This window comes from Mycobacterium sp., assembly GCF_040509115.1.
GTDB lineage: Bacteria > Actinomycetota > Actinomycetes > Mycobacteriales > Mycobacteriaceae > Mycobacterium.
Window position 1 is genome coordinate 1 of record NZ_JBEVLO010000056.1, and the last position, 15,955, is coordinate 15,955.

The following is a 15,955-nucleotide window of genomic DNA, read 5'->3' on the forward strand; positions in this document are numbered from 1 at the left end:
ACGCACCCCGCGACTTCTGGGAGCCGAGCCTGTTCGTCGACGAGTTCCACGCCGTACGAACCGAACTAGCCCGTCAGCTGGGCACTGACCGATACCACCTGCTGGGTCAGTCGTGGGGCGGCATGCTCGGGGCTGAGATCGCCGTCCGTCGACCCGACGGACTCGCCTCCCTGTCCATCTGCAACTCCCCCGCTTCGATGGACCTGTGGGTCGCGGGAGCCAACGAGCTGCGCGCGCAGCTTCCCGGCGAAACCCAGGAAGCCTTGACCCGCCACGAAACCGGGGGCACCGTCACCGATCCGGAGTACCTGGCCGCCACCGGAGAGTTCTACCGCCGCCACGTGTGCCGGGTCGAGCCCATGCCCGCGGACTTCGTCGCATCCGAGCACCAGATGGAAGCCGAGCCCACCGTGTATTACACGATGAACGGCCCCAACGAGTTTCACGTCATCGGGACGCTGCGGGATTGGACGGTGATCGACCGGCTGCACCTCGTCGCCGCACCGACGCTGGTGCTAGCCGGGGAGTTCGACGAAGCCACGCCCGCGACGTGGCGCCCCTACGTCGAGCGCATCGCCGGCGCGCGGAGCCACGTCTTCTCCGGCGCCAGCCACTGCACCCATCTCGAACAGCCTTCAGCGTTCCGCGCCGTCGTCGCCGCGTTCCTCGCCGAGCACGATCCCGCCCCAGCCCGGGCCTGACCACCTCCACGATCGACGGGACACCTCATGCCAGAATCCGACATCCCCGAGCGCACGCTCGAATCCTTCGGGTACACCCAGGAACTGAAGCGCTCGGTATCGACATTCGACCTCTTGGTCTACGGGCTGGTCTTCATGGTGCCGATCGCCCCGTGGGCGATCTTCGGCACCGTGTACAACAGCGCGTCGGGCATGGTGCCGCTGGTCTATGTCATCGGTCTGGTGGCGATGGTGTTCACCGCTCTGGCCTACGCGCAGATGGCCAAGTCGTTCCCGCTGGCCGGGTCGGTGTTCTCCTACGTCGGCCGCGGCATCCACCCGGCGGCGGGCTTCTTCGCAGGCTGGGCGATACTCCTGGACTACCTCTTGGTCCCCACGCTGCTGTACGTCTTCGCGGCCGAATCGATGATCGGGCTGTTCCCCGGCACGCCACGCTGGCTGTGGGCCATCGTCTTCGTGGTGGTCAACACGATCATCAATCTGCTGGGGATTGGCACGCTCAAGATCGCCAACCGCGTGTTCCTGGCGATCGAACTGGTCTTCGTGGTGATCTTCGTGGTCATCGCCGTCCGCGCGATCAGCGGGCAGAGCCTGCCCGACGTCGGCTGGAGCACCCTTCCCATCTGGAATCCGGACGTGGTCAGCGCTCCCCTGCTGGCCGCGGCATTGTCGATCGCCGTGCTGAGCTTCCTTGGCTTCGATGGCATCTCGACACTCGCCGAGGAGTCGACTGGCCACCGCAATCCGGCGGGCCGCGCGATGATCATCGCCCTGTTCGTCGTGGCCGCCCTGTTCGTCACGCAGACCTGGCTGGCCAGCCTGCTCGCCGGTGGCCGCGAGGCCTTCAGCGACGACGAGATGGGCAACGCGTTCTTCACCCTCGTCCAGGCGGCATCGAGCACCGGGTGGATGAACGCCTTCTTCGCGGTCAACGTCATGGCGGTGGGCTTCGCGAACGCGATGGCCGCCCAGGCCGCCACCAGCCGTCTGCTCTTCTCGATGAGCCGCGACGGCCAGCTGCCGAGTTTTCTATCCACGATCAGCAGCCGCAAGGTCCCGATGGCCGCCCTGCTGTTCGTCAGTGCGATCAGCCTGGTCCTGGTGTTGTTCTTCGTCGGCCAGATCGCCTTGATCTCCTCACTGGTCAACTTCGGCGCGCTCTTCGGCTTCTGCCTGCTGCACCTGTCGGTGATCTGGTACTACCTGGTGCGGCAGAAGTCGAAGAACTATCTGCTGCACCTGGTGGTGCCGACGCTGGGCTTCGTGATCATCGCCTACGTACTGTTCAACGCCGATGCACTAGCCAAGATCGGCGGCCTGGTATGGCTCGTGATCGGCGCGGTGGTGTTCGCCATCAACGTGTTTCGCGGCAAGGGCGTGCCCGCGCTGGCCGAGGAGACCGCCGACGTCTGACCCGGCGCCCCGGTAGGCCTTAGGGTGAGCCATGGCAACGACCATTGCGCCCCGCCTCCTGGACGTCATCGACCTCGACGTCCTGCCGCTGACCGAGCGTGGAGTAGCGGCGGGCAACAAGGTCTTCGGTGCGGCGCTGCTGCGCAAGTCGGATCTGTCGCTCGTCATCGCGGGCACCAACGACGAGACCGACAACCCGTTGCTGCACGGCGAGATCAACACGCTGAACCAGTTCTATCAACTGGAGAACCGACCTCCGACAAGCGATCTGGTGTTCCTGACCACTCACGAGCCGTGCACGTTGTGCATGTCGGCGATCACGTGGGCGGGATTCGACAATTACTACTACTTCTACAGCCACGAAGATTCGCGCGACAGCTTCGCCATCCCGCACGACCTGGTGATCCTCAAGGAGTTGTTCGGCCTCGAACCCGGTGGCTACCGGCGGGAGAACGCGTTCTGGACGGCGCACTCGATCTCGGACCTGGTCGAGCGCGAGGACGAGCCGCTGCGTGGCGAACTGCGGGCCAAGACCGAGCGAATCAAGGCACGCTACGCCGATCTGTCGGAGCGGTATCAGGAATCGAAGGGCGACCACGACATTCCGCTGAGCTGAGATGGCCCCACCTGGTGATGAACAAGGAGGTCGACCTTGTCTTTCTGACGGGTGAGCAGCGACACCTGGTAGAGGACGTTCTGACGCGTGGGAGCCCACGGACTACGGCCGGGACGTGCACCGCGTCCTGAACCTGATCAACGATGCGCGTATCAACGCGCAACCGCCCGAATGAACATCGCCCGCGACGGTTCGCGTCGGTCAGGCGACCGGCTGAATCGACAACAGCACGGATACGCGGGGGTCTTCGCCGCCGGGCACGAATCGGAGCACGATGGTGTTGGCGGGCAAGCGAGTCGCAAGCTCGTTCAGTTGCCTGGGCAGGAACGCCTTGGCCTTGCCTTGGCCGTACGAGTTCGGGTCGGACGGATGATCGACCCGGTCGATCGTCGCATCCCACTGCTGCACGGCATCCGGCGGAGCACTGCCGAACCCGGTCGACGGAAGATACGAATCCGCCTCACCCGCAACGATAATCGGCGTCGAGCCGCCAACTGGCGTACCGGTCATCGTGCCCTGGGCGCTGTCAGCGGTCACCGAGACCAGCCGCAAGCTGCATCCACTTTCGTCGACGATGGAGCCTGCCGGACAGCCAATCGGTTCGGCATTGGCGGGGCCGCTCCCGAGGACGAGGGCCACGGACACGAGTGGGAAGATTCCTGCCATTGCACGGGTGCGACGGATGGTCATCATGCGGACACGTCCTGCTCGACGCGACCGAATTCGACGGTCGCGCCATTGAAGGGACCGGTACACGACACGACCACGTGATACGTGGAAAACGGCGGAGGAGCCAGCACGGTGAAACTCGCACTCCCCCTTGGCCCGATGTCGAAGCTCCTGTTCGCACCGGGTAACAGTGGGTTGGTCGCAACGTACGTGCACTTGCCTGCGATGTCCGCGGTGCTGGTTACGTTCACCGTCCACTGAAACCCCTTGACGAACGACACCCGAACGGCATCCTTCGGCGCGACCTTGGGTGGGGCGGGGGGCGGCACGGCAGCGGGAGGCGGCGCGGCAGCGGAGGGCGGCACGGCAGCGGGAGGCGGCGCCGCCTTCGCGGGTGCCCCGAACACGATGGCCACCACGTCGTTCTCAGCACCCTCGTCCCGGACGAAGCCGACCCCGAACTCGGTGTAGTCGCAGTTGCTGATCCAGCCTCCAGCACCATCGCGGTAGGCGGCGTTGATCGCCGCGGCCTGTGGATCACCCGAGCCACTGGCCACCTGCGTCTTGTCGTAGCCGCCCGGGCCGCCCGGCACGCCGTACGCACCGCCCCGCGCCCACGCCTGGGCGGCGTCCTCGAGCACACGACTGTAGGTGTAGGCCGGGCACCGAGTCTGGGAGCGGTCGCCATTCACCGCGGCCCTGATCGGGGCCAGTGGGTCGTCGGCGTCGGCGATCGGCGTAGCGGCCAGGGAGCCGAAAAGCAGCGACGCGCCAACCACGGCGACGGTGATCGATGCAAGTGTTCGCATGGTCATCGATTCCTCTCGGCTGTCAGGCTGTCGGCTGGACGGACAAGAGTTGGAACACAGCAGGATTGGACTCGTCGGGCACGAAGCGGACGACGAGGGCTTCGGGCGGGAACTGGGTCGCCAGCCGATTCAGCTCCGTGGGCAGGAACGCCTTGGCCTTGCCGTTGCCGTACCAATTCGGATCGGCGGGGTCGAGGCTGTTGACCCGCTCGATCGTCGCATCCCACTCTTGAACCGTGTCCGGCGGCGTCGCGAACCCACTCGAGGGCAGGTAGCTCGCCGGCTGCCCCGAAAGGGTGACCGGAGGCTGAGAACCGACCAACGTGCCGGTGATCGTGAAGTCCTTGGCGGTCACCGAAGTCAGCCGAGCGCTGCAGGCGTCGCCGTCGACGGTGGCACCTGCCGGGCAGCCTCCGGGTTCGGCACCCGCCGGCGCGATGCCGAAGACGAAGGTCGAGAAAAGCGCCACCGACACGGCGGCCACGGCACCGATGCGATTGATCCTCATTGGGCAGACACATCCTGTTCCACGCGACCGAACTCGACGGTCGCGCCATTGAAGGGACCGGTACACGACACGACCACGTGATACGTGGACAACGGTGGAGGAGCCAGCACGGTGAAACTCGCACTCCCCCTGGGCCCGATGTCGAAGCTCCTGTTCGCACCGGGTAACAGTGGGTTGGTCGCAACGTACGTGCACTTGCCTGCGATGTCCGCGGTGCTCGTCACGTTCACCGTCCACTGAAACCCTCTGTCGAACGACACCCGAACGGCATCCTTCGGCGGCGGCACGGGAGCACACGTTCCGGAGGCCGGAACCGTCGGCGTCGGCGAACCCGCCGGACACTGCTGGACGGCGGGAGTCGGCACTGGATCGGGATTGGGCGCAGGAGGTGGCGCCGCCTTCGCGGGCGTGCCGAACACGATGCTCACCGAGTCGTACTCAAGACTTTCGTCGCGATGAAATCCGACTCCGAACTCGGTATAGGAGCAGTTGCCGATCAATTGGCCTGCACCCTTCTGGTAGGCATCGTTGATCGCCGCGGCTTGGGGGTCCCCCCAGCCAATGGTCAGCTTCGCGGTCCCGTTGTATGCGCTGAGGTCACCACCTGTTCGGTCACCCGGTCGTACCGCTGCCTGGGCGAGGTCTTCGAGTACCTGGCTGTAGGCGAGTGCCGGGCAGGCCGTCCTGGTCCGGTCGCCGTTGACTGCGCCCCTGATCGGGCCCAATGGGTCGTCGGCGCTGGCGACAGGCGATGCGAGTGCCCCCCAGAGCAACGACGCGCCAACGACGGCGATCGACACGGCGGTGCGTTTGGTCATCACGTTTCCCCCTCGACGGGGACGTTAATAGTTGCGATGTCAAGGAGTAACTAGGTGTTTCCCTAGGAACGCGGGCAACTCCGGGGTGCTCTACTCGTCGAGCTCCCGCATGTGACGCCCAAGTTCGGCTCGCGAGCGGATGCCGAGTTTGCGATAGACGCCTGCGAGGTGAAACTCCACGGTCTTCGGGCTGACGAACAACGTGGCGGCAACCTCACCGTTGGTCATGCCCGATGCCGTCAGTCGTGCGACCTTCTGCTCGGATGTGGTGAGCGTCTGCCTGCGCGCATCGATCGCGGAGCGGTCAAGCTCGGCGCGGGCACGGGCGGCCCAGAGTGGCGTGCCGAGCCGCTCGAAGACCCGCAACGCTTCCTCGAGTGAACCCGTCGCCGCCTCGCTCTGACGCTGTTGGCGCTGAATCCTGCTCAGCACCAGCAGTGTTCGGGCCCGCTCGAAGGGCATCGGAATGCGGTCGTGCTCGGCGAGCGCCAGCTCCGTGGTACGGCGCGCCTCGTCGGCGTCACCCCGCGCGGCGAGAAGCATGCCACGACACCGGCCGCCGACGGCCAACATCCAGGGCCGGTCGAGCCTGCTGCCGTTGCGTTCGAGGACCTCGATCAGCGGCTCGGCGTCGTCGAGCCGGTCCAGCATCACCAGCGCTTCGACGGCGTCGGGAATGAAGGCCGCGGCAATGATCTCCGCCGCCTCGGGGGCGGTCGTGATCTTGGCCATCAACGGAGCCAAGGTGGCCAACGCGGCCTGGTAGCGGCCCAGCGACACCTCCAGGAACCCGAGCACGGTGACTGGCCACACGGCCATGGCCATGAAGCCGCTGCGCACGCTGGCCGCCGTGGCCTCCTCGACGTCGGATCGGGCGTCGCTCTCACGGCCGGCGTAGCAACGTGCCGACGCGCGGGTCGTCAACGCGATGAACCGGGAGACGTTGCCGCCCAATTGCTGCGCGCGCTCCACGGTGTCCTCGGCCAGCCGACTGGCTTCGTCCAACTCTCCGAGCCAGAGCGCCACGAAGCACGCGTGGAAGGAGACGAAGATCAACTCAGCCTCCGCGCCACGCTCGAGGCAGTCGCGCCGGATGGAGAGCAAGGCGTCCCGCGCGCTGCCGAGTCGTCCCGACCACGCCATCAGCAAGGCGTTCTGGACGGTCGGGCGAAACGCGATCGGGACGCTCGGGTTGGGGGCCTCCATGTCCAGCGCGCGACGCACGTCGGCTTGATCAAATCCCTTGCCCTGCACGAATCGCACCATCGCGCGCATGCCGAGTGCCTGACTGAGCAGAGCAGGAGCCATGGATCCCGTGGCGGCGAGAACGGCATGCTCGATCTTGTCGAGCGCCTCCGCGGGTCGGCCCACGTTCAGCAGGGCGAACGAGAGGGTGACCAGCATCCGCGCTTTCAATGCAAGGTTGTCGCCGACCTCGCCCAACCCGCGCTCGAGCACACCCACGCCTTCGAGGAAGCTGTCGTCGAACAGTTCGACGACGGCCAGCGTCATGAGCGCACCAGCGCGGAGCGCCCCGGGCTCCACGTGCCCGATGGCCATGTTGAGGAGCTTCCTCGCGCGGTCGGGGTTGCCCGCTCGGAGGTGATGACCAGCCGAGCGGATCTCACGCTCCGGCGTGTCACCACCCAGTTCGAGTCCGAGGTCCAGCAGTTCGGCCGCGGCCGCGGGCGCACCGCGCTTGCGCGCCAGGTCGGCCGCGATGTCCAGCGATGCGAGCAGTTCGGGGGTCGCGCTCGTCGCTGCCAGCGCAAGATGCCTGGCCCGCGACTCCGGATCGGCGACGAGGCCGGCCAGCCTCTCGTGCATGGCCCGACGGTGGGCCGGTGCGGTGTCGGTGTAAACGCCTCTGGCGAGAAGCGGATGACCGAAACGCAGATGGCGACCATCGATTTCGACGACACCGGTGCTCTCGGGGTCCACGAGCAGGGCCACGAGGTCCGCGGCGGTGGTGCCGATTGCGCGAGCGACGAGGTCTGTGGTCGGCGCCGCGAGACAGGCCATGGCGAGCAGGGCAGTGCGGACGTCGTCACCGAGACTGTCGACCCTGGCGCCCACCAGCTCGGCAAGTGAGGCGGGCAGCGACGTCGAGGCGAGCGTGTGGCCTTCCAACGACCGCGCCAGTTCGAGGCCATAGAACGGGTTCCCGCCCGATACCTCGTAGATACTCGCCACGGTCGAGCGTGAAAACGACCTCCCGAAGCGGTCTGCGATGACGTCGTGTAGGCCGCTGACGTCCAACGGCCGCAATGGGATCCGACGGATGGCATCGGGTGTGGGCGGGTGCAGCCACGACGTTGCGGTGACGCTGTCACGGTCGCTGCGGGTCGTGGCGAACACCGCCACCGGGCCTGCGAGCCGTCGCACCGCAAAGGCAACCGCGTTGGCGCTGGACGTGTCGAGCCACTGCAGGTCGTCGATCGCCACTAGCACTGGTGATTCGATCGCGAGCCGCTCCAGGACCGCGAGCAGAGCCGCCGAGACGGCTCGCGGGTCAGTCGGCGCCTCCCCCGCATCGGCCCGCAGCAGAATGTGGTCCAGCGCCCGTCGTTGCGGATCCGGTAGCTCGGACAGGATGGCGGTGTCGACGCCGCCGAGGAGGTCGGCCAGCGAGGAGTACGACAGCGCCGACTCCGCGGCTGCGGGCCGCGCCAGGAGCACGTGAAACCCGTTCACCCGCGCCTGCTCGACCCCGGCCAGCCAGAGCGTGGTCTTGCCGATTCCCGGCTCACCCTCCACGACCAGCGCAGCGGGACGGGTGAAATCCGGCGCGAGAAACCGTGTCACCACCTGGGTTTCGGCCGAACGACCCAACGGACGCGAAGCCGTCACCGACCGATCACCCATTCATGATCCTCCATCTTCGACGGTCATGCTCGACGAGAGCCTCAGGCAAGGCATGGCATCACGAACTTGGTAGCACGTCACCCCGCCCACGCATTTGCTCAAGCGCCTCAGGCACTTCTAGCCGCGTTCGCCGAATCGGAAACCCCTCGCGCGACATCGAGGTCAGAGCGCGCGCTTCAACGCGGTCGCCAGATCACCGCGGTTCCCCACCGTCACGTCGCCCAGGCCCAACCAGGTTGCCATCGTGCGCAATTCACCGGCCAGCGCTTCGGCCACCCGCTGCCCGTCCTGACCCGGCTCGGCGAACGCACCGGGCACGTGCAAGGCGTCCCGGGTGCGCTCGGCCTTGAGATCCACCCGGCCGACCAGCTGTCCGTCGAGCAGAAAGGGCCACACGTAGTAACCGAACTGGCGTTTGGGCTCGGGCACGTAGATCTCGATGCGGTAGTGGAACCCGAAGACCCGCTCGACCCGCGGCCGGAAGAAGATCAACGGGTCGAATGGGCACAGCAGCGCGGTCCCGCGGCTGGCGCGCGGCACGGTTTGACCGACCCGCAGATAGGCGGGCGCACCCCACCCGTCGACGTCGACGGGTTCGAGCTCACCCTCGGCTACCAAATCCGCGATCACCGGTTTGGCCTGGTTGGCACCCAGCCGGAAGTAGTCGCGGATGTCGGTCTCGGTCGCGACGCCCAGGGCGGTGGCCCCGCGGAGCACCAGTTCGCGGACGGCTTCGACGTCGTCGACGTCACGGGTGAACACCTCGGGCGGGAGGACGCGCTCGCTGAGGTCGTAGTGCCTGGCGAAGCCGACCCGGGTGGCGGTGGTCAGGACGCCGGACGCGAACAGCGCCTCGGCCACCCACTTGGTGTCGCTGCGGTCCCACCACGGACCCTTGCGACCGCGGGGTTCGGACTCCAGGTGCGCCTCGATCTGCCCGGCCGTCGACGGCCCCAGCTCCCCGACCGCCGCGATGACGTCGTCGGCCAGTTGCCGGTTCTTGCGGACGATCTCCTTGCCCCAGCGCCCGTCGGCGTACTCGCGCATGCGCCACCGAAGCAGCGGCCAGTCGTCGACCGCCATCAGCGCGGCCTCGTGCGCCCAGTACTCGACCAACAGTCGCGGTGCGCGGGCCGAGTGGCTCCACGCGGCCCGCTCGAGCACGGTCCGGTCGTACGGGCCGAGGCGGCTGAACACCGGCGCATAGTGGGCTCGCACGGCGACGGACACGGAGTCCAGCTGCAGCACCTGGATCCGAGACACCAGCCGCTTGAGGTGCGATCGCGACACCGGACCTGCGGGCTTGCGCTCGGCGAAACCCTGCGCCGCGACGGCCACTCGGCGCGCCTGGTCTGCGGTGAGCCTCATGGCCGCCGGTAACTCAGGAACCGGTAGCGGATTCCGGCGTCACTGGTCAGCCAGTCGTCCTCGGTGCAGACCCAGTCCTCGGCGAGTACCGGAGCGACGGCGTCCTCGTCCTCCCGAGGCAAGGTCACGTCCACCTCGGTGACCTCGCACCGGGTGGCCAACGGTAGCGCCAGCGTGTAGATCTGCGCACCCCCGATCACCCAGGTCCCCTCGTCGGACACCGCCTCGTCCAGGTTGTCCACCACCGTCGCTCCGTCGGCCATGTAGCCAGCTTGCCGGGTGAGTACGACATTTCTGCGCCCGGGCAGCGGCCGCACCTTCGCGGGCAGGGACTCCCAGGTGAGTCGCCCCATGACCACGGTGTTGCCCACGGTGAGTTCCTTGAATCGCGCCTGGTCCTCGGGCAGGCGCCAGGGAATGCCGTTGTCGCGCCCGATGACTCCCGACGTCGACTGGGCCCATATCAGCCCGACCGTCATACCGCGACGGGTGCCTTGATCCCCGGGTGCGGATCGTAGTTGACGATCGCAATGTCGTCGTAGGTGTAGTCGAAGATCGAATCCCGAGGCGCCAGAACCAATTCCGGATACGGCCGCGGGTCCCGGCTGAGCTGCAGCGCGACCTGCTCGACGTGGTTGTCGTACACGTGGCAGTCACCGCCTGTCCACACGAACTCACCGACGCCCAGCCCGGCCTGAGCCGCCATCATGTGCGTCAGCAGCGCATAGCTGGCGATGTTGAACGGCACACCGAGGAACAGATCCGCACTGCGCTGGTACAGCTGACAGGACAGCTTTCCGTCGGCGACGTAGAACTGGAAGAAGGCGTGGCACGGCGGCAACGCCATCTGTGGGATCTCGCCGACGTTCCACGCCGACACGATGTTGCGCCTGGAGTCGGGATCGCGCTTGAGCAGCTCGAGCGACGCGCTGATCTGGTCGACGTGCTCGCCGGATGGCGTGGGCCAAGATCTCCACTGCACACCGTAGATCGGCCCGAGATCGCCTGTCTCGCTTGCCCATTCATCCCAGATGGTGACACCGTGCTCGTGCAGCCACGCCACGTTGGAGTCGCCGCGCAGGAACCACAGCAGCTCGTAGACGACCGACTTGAGGTGCACCTTCTTCGTGGTGATCAGGGGAAAGCCCCCGGCCAGGTCGTATCGCAGCTGATGACCGAACAGGCTGCGGGTTCCGGTGCCGGTGCGATCGGACTTCGGGGTACCGGTTTCGAGAACCAGGCGCAGCAGGTCCTCGTACGGCGTTCGGAGGGCAGGAACGGAGCGACCCGGGATGTCGGTCGTAGGCGGCACGCGCCCAGCTTACGACCAGAGGGCAGGAGTAGAACGGTAAGGGGCGAGCGACGCGACGGGAGAATATCTGCATGCCGATCATCACCGACACCATCACCACACCCGACGGAACGTGTCCGGTCACGCTCGCCACACCCGAGGGTGACGGCCCGTGGCCTGGCGTCGTGATGTATCCCGACGCAGCGGGCAGACGCCCGGTGATGGAGGAGATGGCGCAGAAGTTGGCGAGCTACGGCTACGCCGTGCTGGTGCCCGACGTCTTCTACCGCGCGGGCGACTGGGCGCCGTTCGACATCACCACCGCCTTCGGCGATCCCGACGAGCGGGCCCGAATCATGTCCATGATGACCAGCCTGACTCCGGAGATCATGGCCGCCGACTCGACGGCCTTCTTCGACTACCTCGAATCACGGCCCGAGGTCAGCGGCACGACGTTCGGCACCACCGGGTACTGCATGGGTGGGCGCTACTCCCTCATCGTGGCGGGACGGGTCCCCGACCGGGTTGCGGCGGCGATGTCGTTCCACGGCGGCGGGCTCGCCTCCGACGATCCGGGCAGCCCCCACCTGCTGGCCGACCAGATCCGCGCCGCGGTCTACGTCGCGGGCGCCGAGGAGGACCAGTCGTTCACCCCCGAGGCCGCCGAGACCTTGGACAAGGCGCTCACCGCGGCGGGTGTCGAGCACACCATCGAGTTCTACCCCGCCGGGCACGGATTCGCGGTGCGCGACCACCTCGCCGTGTACGACGCCGACGCCGCACGGCGTCACTACGACGCGATGGAGAGCTTCTTCGGCGCCAAGCTGGGCTGACCGCCGATCGGCATCCGTTTGCCTCGCCATCACCGCTTAGGCCACGATTGACGGGTGTATGACCAGGCCACCGGCAATGATCCGGCTTCGAGCATCGACCCTTCCGACCCTGGATTCCGGATCGACCCGGTCCTGGCCAGAAGCTGGCTCCTGGTCAACGGCGCTCAGAAGGACCGCTTCGCCCCGGCGGCTCACTCCCGCGCCGACATCGTCGTCCTCGACATCGAGGATGCGGTAGCGCCCAAGGACAAGGCCGCGGCGCGTGACAACGTCAAGGACTGGCTGGTCGCTGGCAACACCGATTGGGTTCGGGTCAACGGCTTCGGCACGCGCTGGTGGGCCGACGACCTCGAAATGTTGTCGCAGACCTCGGTCGGCGGGGTGATGCTGGCGATGGTCGAATCCGTCGATCACGTGATCGAAACGGCCAAGCGGTTACCCGACGTGCCGATCGTGGCGCTCGTCGAAACCGCTCGCGGATTGGAGCGCATCACCGAGATCGCCGCGACGAAGGGCACGTTCCGACTTGCCTTCGGCATCGGCGACTTCCGCCGCGACACGGGCTTCGGGGACAACCCGGCCACCCTTGCCTACGCGCGCTCGCGCTTCACCATCGCCGCGAAGGCAGCGCATCTGCCCAGTGCGATCGACGGGCCGACGATCGGCTCGAGTGCGCTCAAGCTCATCGAGGCCAGCGCGGTCTCCGTCGAGTTCGGCATGACCGGCAAGATCTGCCTGACGCCTGATCAGTGCCCCGCGGTGAACGAGGGCCTTTCGCCGTCCCAAGACGAGATCTCCTGGGCCAACGAGTTCTTCGCAGAGTTCCAGCGCGACGGCGGTGAGATTCGCAACGGCTCGGATCTGCCCCGCATTGCCCGCGCCACCAAGATCCTGGACCTGGCGAAGGCGTACGGCATCCACACTCCGGAGTTCGGCGACGATCCCGACCACGTGCCCGCCCCGTCGGACACCTACCACTACTGACCGCTGTCGGCCCGTCGCCCACGCAGGAAGGTCTGGAGGGCCAAGAGGATCCCGCGCGCGGCGTAGATGCCTGCCGCGACCGACACCACGATCATCACGATGAACATCACCAACCAGTTCGCACGGCTGTGGCTGACGTTCCACCAGACGATCGTGAACAGGATCGCGCAAACGAACACCACGATGTCGCGCCAGTTACCCCGATAGGACGTGGCGACGTCGAGCATCGAACGCTGCTTGTCCACCGCGGCGATCAAGCCGTCGATCCGCAAGTCGATGACACGCTGCAGTTCCGCGCGCCGTTCGGCCTGCTCGGGGGGAAGCCGGTCCAGCAGGTCCATGTCCTCCTTGACGACCGCCCGAATGTCCGGCGCCTTCAGATTGCCCGCGAGCACGCCGAGCAGCGCTCCCCCGGCGATCGGCGCACCAGCGAGTGCGAATTCGGCGATACCAGCCATCTGCGCTCCTTCATCGGAATCGACGACGTCGGGGCCAGCGTAGATGCCGACCAGGCCCGTCGATGCCGTGAAGCGCCGGTCCCTTTGGTCCGGGAATCGGCGCCCTGGTTTGCCATGTGGCATCGTCGGCATCGTTGGCACGGCTGAACGGACGACATGACATCACCACCGCTCGACGCGTCCACGCGACTGGCTCTGCAACGCACGCGCCTCGCGCAGGAGCGCACCCTGATGGCCTGGATTCGAACGAGTATGTCGCTGATCGGTTTTGGGTTCACCATCTACAAGTTCTTCGAGTATCTCGCGATCAGCGAGCGGCGCCGTGAGCCGATCTTCAGCCCCTGGGTCCTCGGGATGACGATGATCGTCGTCGGCCTCGCCGCGCTGGCGCTGGCGTGGATTCAGCACCGCCAACAGATGAGGGCCCTGGAGGCCGAGGCAGGCCCGATGCCGTACTCGGTGGCCGGCATCATGGCCGGTTTGATCGCCTTTCTGGGCTGCCTCAGTCTGATCGCCGTCGCATTCAGGCTGTGATGCACCGCGGCGATCACCCCATCAGGGTCGCCGCGACGGTCGCGCCGAGATTCCAGCACGCCTCGACGTCTGACTTGCTCGGCTTGCCCGACACCACCACGTATTCGGCCGCCTTCACCCAGCCCAGCCCGGCGGTGATGCCGTCCACCGCGCGCTCGGCCCCCTCAGTGCCTTCGTTGCCGTGCAGCCACAGCCCGAACGGCCTCCCTCGCGTCGCGTCGAGCAGCTGGTAGTAGCTTTGGTCGAAGGCGTGCTTGAGCGCACCCGAGACGTATCCGAGGTTCGCCGGAGTACCGAGCAGGTAGCCGTCGGCCTCCAGCATCTCGACCGGCGAGACGATGAGCGCCGGACGGCGGACCACCTCGACGCCGTCGATCTCAGGGTCCGTGGCCCCGGCCACGACGGCCTCGAACATCTCCTGACAGTGCGGGGACGGCGTGTGGTGCACGATCAGCAGCGTCGTGCTCATGGCCGCTGCTCCTGCATCGCGACGGCCTTCTTCATGGTCTCCCGCGCCCGTCCCCTGTCCCCCGCGTAGTCGTACGCGCGGGCCAGCCGGTACCACCGCCGCCAGTCGTCGGGATCATCCTCGACCTCGGCCCGCACGGTGTCGAAGAGTGCGTCGGCAGCCTCGCGCTCGATGCGACCCGATGGCCTGCGCGGCAGGTCGCTGACATCGAGATCCATGCCCTGCTCGCGGGCGAGCCGGGCCAGCCGCTGATGGGCGAACCCCGCACGCAGCGTGGCGACCATCGCCCACGCGCCGACGACGGGCAGAAGGAAGACGGCGATGCCCAGCCCGATGGCTGCGGGACGACCCGACGCGATGAGCAGGACCCCGGCCCGACCGAGCAAGACGAAGTACACGACCATCGCCACGCACATGAAGCCGATCAGCAGCTGGATGCGCAGCGCTCGCGACCCGTCGTCCTTCGTCATGGGCGTCGATTCCCCGCGCGAGCGCTCGTCACAATCCCATGAGGGGTTCGATCCCGACGGTGAGTCCGGGGTGATCGGCGACGTTGCGGACCGCGAGGAGAACGCCGGGCACGAACGACGTCCGGTCCAGGCTGTCGTGTCGGATCGTCAGCGTCTCCCCCTGGGTGCCGAAGAGCACCTCCTGATGCGCGACGAGCCCGGCCAACCGGATCGAGTGGACGGGGACGCCGTCGACGTCGGCCCCTCTCGCTCCCTCGATTCCCGTGCTGGTGGCATCTGGGTTGGGCGGCATGCCCTTTCGCGCTTCGGCGATCAGTCTGGCGGTGCGGGCAGCGGTGCCCGACGGGGCGTCGGCCTTGTGCGGGTGGTGCAGCTCGATCACCTCGACGGACTCGAAGAATCGTGCGGCCTGCTTGGCGAACTGCATCGATAGCACGGCGCCGATCGCGAAGTTCGGCGCGATGAGCACCGCGACGCCGGGCTTGTCGGCGAGCCAGGACCGAACCCGTTCGATGCGCTCGTCGGTGAACCCCGTGGTGCCGACGACCGCGTTGATGCCCGCCCCGATCAGGAACTCCAGGTTGGCCATCACGACGTCGGGATGGGTGAAGTCGACGACGACCTCGGTATCGGTGTCGGTGAACATCGACAGGGGATCACCGGCGTCGACCTCCGCGGAGAGCTCGAGGTCGCTGGCGGCGTCGACGGCTTCGACGATGGTGGCCCCGACCTTGCCCCTGGCTCCCAGTACTCCCACACGCATGGCAGGCAGCCTACTTGGCCCCGAGATTGCCGTTCCACGGCGCGGAAGGGCTCGATTCCTGCCACCCGCCGCTCAATCGCTGCCAACGGAAATCAATCCCCTGACCTGCCGGTTACACCTGGCAGACCGGCCGGGATGGCCTCCCCACCGGAGCAGAGACCACGAACTCCAGAAAGAAGAAGGATCATGAAGAACCTGACGATCGCCTCCATCACCACCGCCATCGCCGCGGGCTTCGCCGCCGCAGTGTTCGGACTGGCCGCCCCCGCCAACGCCGACGTCGACCACCACCAGTGGATCAGCGACATCCAGCACCCCACGGGCCTTGGCTCGCCCACCGTCACCTTCGGCAACGGCCGCTAACCGTCCCACGGTTCAGGGGCACC

19 protein-coding genes are annotated in these 15,955 nt (G+C 67.1%); 7 read left to right on the top strand and 12 right to left on the bottom strand.

The window, feature by feature from the left end; translation table 11 throughout:
• The 3 genes from ABW137_RS04300 to ABW137_RS04310 all read left to right on the top strand — a co-directional run.
• Window positions 1-701, top strand: a 701-nt coding sequence (locus ABW137_RS04300) for a proline iminopeptidase-family hydrolase (protein ID WP_526397226.1), incomplete at its 5' end; no start/stop codon positions are given.
• Between the two features lie 27 nt (window positions 702-728).
• Window positions 729-2,114 (top strand): amino acid permease, encoded by a 1,386-nt coding sequence (locus tag ABW137_RS04305; RefSeq protein WP_526397228.1) that lies wholly within the window; start codon window positions 729-731, stop codon window positions 2,112-2,114.
• A 31-nt stretch (window positions 2,115-2,145) separates the two neighbouring features.
• Window positions 2,146-2,730, top strand: a complete 585-nt coding sequence (locus tag ABW137_RS04310; protein ID WP_526397230.1) for a tRNA-specific adenosine deaminase — start codon at window positions 2,146-2,148, stop codon at window positions 2,728-2,730.
• 201 nt (window positions 2,731-2,931) lie between these two features.
• Here the strand turns inward: ABW137_RS04310 and ABW137_RS04315 are convergent, their stop codons facing one another.
• From ABW137_RS04315 to ABW137_RS04350, 8 genes are all read right to left on the bottom strand, one after another.
• Window positions 2,932-3,423, bottom strand: a complete 492-nt coding sequence (locus tag ABW137_RS04315) for a hypothetical protein (RefSeq protein WP_526397232.1) — start codon at window positions 3,421-3,423, stop codon at window positions 2,932-2,934.
• Window positions 3,420-4,208 (bottom strand): spore germination YkwD domain-containing protein, encoded by a 789-nt coding sequence (locus ABW137_RS04320; protein ID WP_526397234.1) that lies wholly within the window; start codon window positions 4,206-4,208, stop codon window positions 3,420-3,422. The genes ABW137_RS04315 and ABW137_RS04320 overlap by 4 nt, the downstream gene beginning before the upstream one ends.
• A gap of 22 nt (window positions 4,209-4,230) precedes the next feature.
• Window positions 4,231-4,716, bottom strand: a complete 486-nt coding sequence (locus ABW137_RS04325; RefSeq protein WP_526397236.1) for a hypothetical protein — start codon at window positions 4,714-4,716, stop codon at window positions 4,231-4,233.
• Window positions 4,713-5,534 carry a hypothetical protein gene (locus ABW137_RS04330; protein ID WP_526397238.1) on the bottom strand — a complete coding sequence of 274 codons (822 nt, stop codon included), beginning with the start codon at window positions 5,532-5,534 and terminating at the stop codon, window positions 4,713-4,715. Before ABW137_RS04330 ends, ABW137_RS04325 begins: the two co-directional genes overlap by 4 nt.
• A 90-nt stretch (window positions 5,535-5,624) precedes the next feature.
• Window positions 5,625-8,399, bottom strand: coding sequence for a helix-turn-helix transcriptional regulator (locus ABW137_RS04335; protein WP_526397240.1), 2,775 nt, complete (start codon window positions 8,397-8,399; stop codon window positions 5,625-5,627).
• Between the two features lie 162 nt (window positions 8,400-8,561).
• Entirely contained in the window at window positions 8,562-9,767 is a 1,206-nt protein-coding gene (locus ABW137_RS04340; RefSeq protein ID WP_526397242.1) for a winged helix-turn-helix domain-containing protein, read from the bottom strand.
• Entirely contained in the window at window positions 9,764-10,246 is a 483-nt protein-coding gene (locus ABW137_RS04345; RefSeq protein WP_526397244.1) for a dihydrofolate reductase, read from the bottom strand. The genes ABW137_RS04340 and ABW137_RS04345 overlap by 4 nt, the downstream gene beginning before the upstream one ends.
• The gene (locus tag ABW137_RS04350; RefSeq protein ID WP_526397260.1) at window positions 10,243-11,061 is read right to left on the bottom strand and encodes a thymidylate synthase; all 819 of its coding nucleotides are present in this window, start codon (window positions 11,059-11,061) and stop codon (window positions 10,243-10,245) included. Before ABW137_RS04350 ends, ABW137_RS04345 begins: the two co-directional genes overlap by 4 nt.
• A gap of 89 nt (window positions 11,062-11,150) precedes the next feature.
• On the opposite strand from ABW137_RS04350, the gene ABW137_RS04355 reads away from it, so the two are divergent.
• Together ABW137_RS04355 and ABW137_RS04360 are read left to right on the top strand one after the other, a co-directional pair.
• Complete coding sequence (locus ABW137_RS04355; protein ID WP_526397246.1) at window positions 11,151-11,891, top strand: dienelactone hydrolase family protein; 741 nt, start codon at window positions 11,151-11,153, stop codon at window positions 11,889-11,891.
• 54 nt (window positions 11,892-11,945) lie between these two features.
• Complete coding sequence (locus ABW137_RS04360) at window positions 11,946-12,875, top strand: HpcH/HpaI aldolase/citrate lyase family protein (RefSeq protein WP_526397248.1); 930 nt, start codon at window positions 11,946-11,948, stop codon at window positions 12,873-12,875.
• On the opposite strand, the gene ABW137_RS04365 is transcribed toward ABW137_RS04360, so the two are convergent.
• Window positions 12,869-13,333: a hypothetical protein gene (locus ABW137_RS04365; RefSeq protein ID WP_526397262.1), complete on the bottom strand. Its 465-nt coding sequence runs from the start codon at window positions 13,331-13,333 to the stop codon at window positions 12,869-12,871. The two genes, ABW137_RS04360 and ABW137_RS04365, sit on opposite strands and share 7 nt — an antisense overlap.
• Window positions 13,334-13,489: 156 nt before the next feature.
• Between ABW137_RS04365 and ABW137_RS04370 the strand changes: the two genes are divergently transcribed.
• On the top strand, window positions 13,490-13,867 hold the full coding sequence (locus tag ABW137_RS04370) for a DUF202 domain-containing protein (RefSeq protein WP_526397250.1): 378 nt from the start codon (window positions 13,490-13,492) through the stop codon (window positions 13,865-13,867).
• A 13-nt stretch (window positions 13,868-13,880) separates the two neighbouring features.
• Here ABW137_RS04370 and ABW137_RS04375 read toward each other — a convergent pair whose 3' ends face one another.
• The 3 genes from ABW137_RS04375 to dapB are packed head-to-tail and all read right to left on the bottom strand — an operon-like array spanning window position 13,881 to window position 15,569.
• Window positions 13,881-14,336, bottom strand: coding sequence for a flavodoxin family protein (locus ABW137_RS04375; protein WP_526397252.1), 456 nt, complete (start codon window positions 14,334-14,336; stop codon window positions 13,881-13,883).
• Window positions 14,333-14,806 carry a hypothetical protein gene (locus tag ABW137_RS04380; RefSeq protein WP_526397254.1) on the bottom strand — a complete coding sequence of 158 codons (474 nt, stop codon included), beginning with the start codon at window positions 14,804-14,806 and terminating at the stop codon, window positions 14,333-14,335. The genes ABW137_RS04375 and ABW137_RS04380 overlap by 4 nt, the downstream gene beginning before the upstream one ends.
• Before the next feature lie 28 nt (window positions 14,807-14,834).
• On the bottom strand, window positions 14,835-15,569 hold the full coding sequence (gene dapB, locus ABW137_RS04385) for a 4-hydroxy-tetrahydrodipicolinate reductase (RefSeq protein WP_526397256.1): 735 nt from the start codon (window positions 15,567-15,569) through the stop codon (window positions 14,835-14,837).
• A gap of 186 nt (window positions 15,570-15,755) precedes the next feature.
• On the opposite strand from dapB, the gene ABW137_RS04390 reads away from it, so the two are divergent.
• On the top strand, window positions 15,756-15,932 hold the full coding sequence (locus tag ABW137_RS04390) for a hypothetical protein (protein WP_526397258.1): 177 nt from the start codon (window positions 15,756-15,758) through the stop codon (window positions 15,930-15,932).
• Window positions 15,933-15,955: the final 23 nt, after the last annotated feature.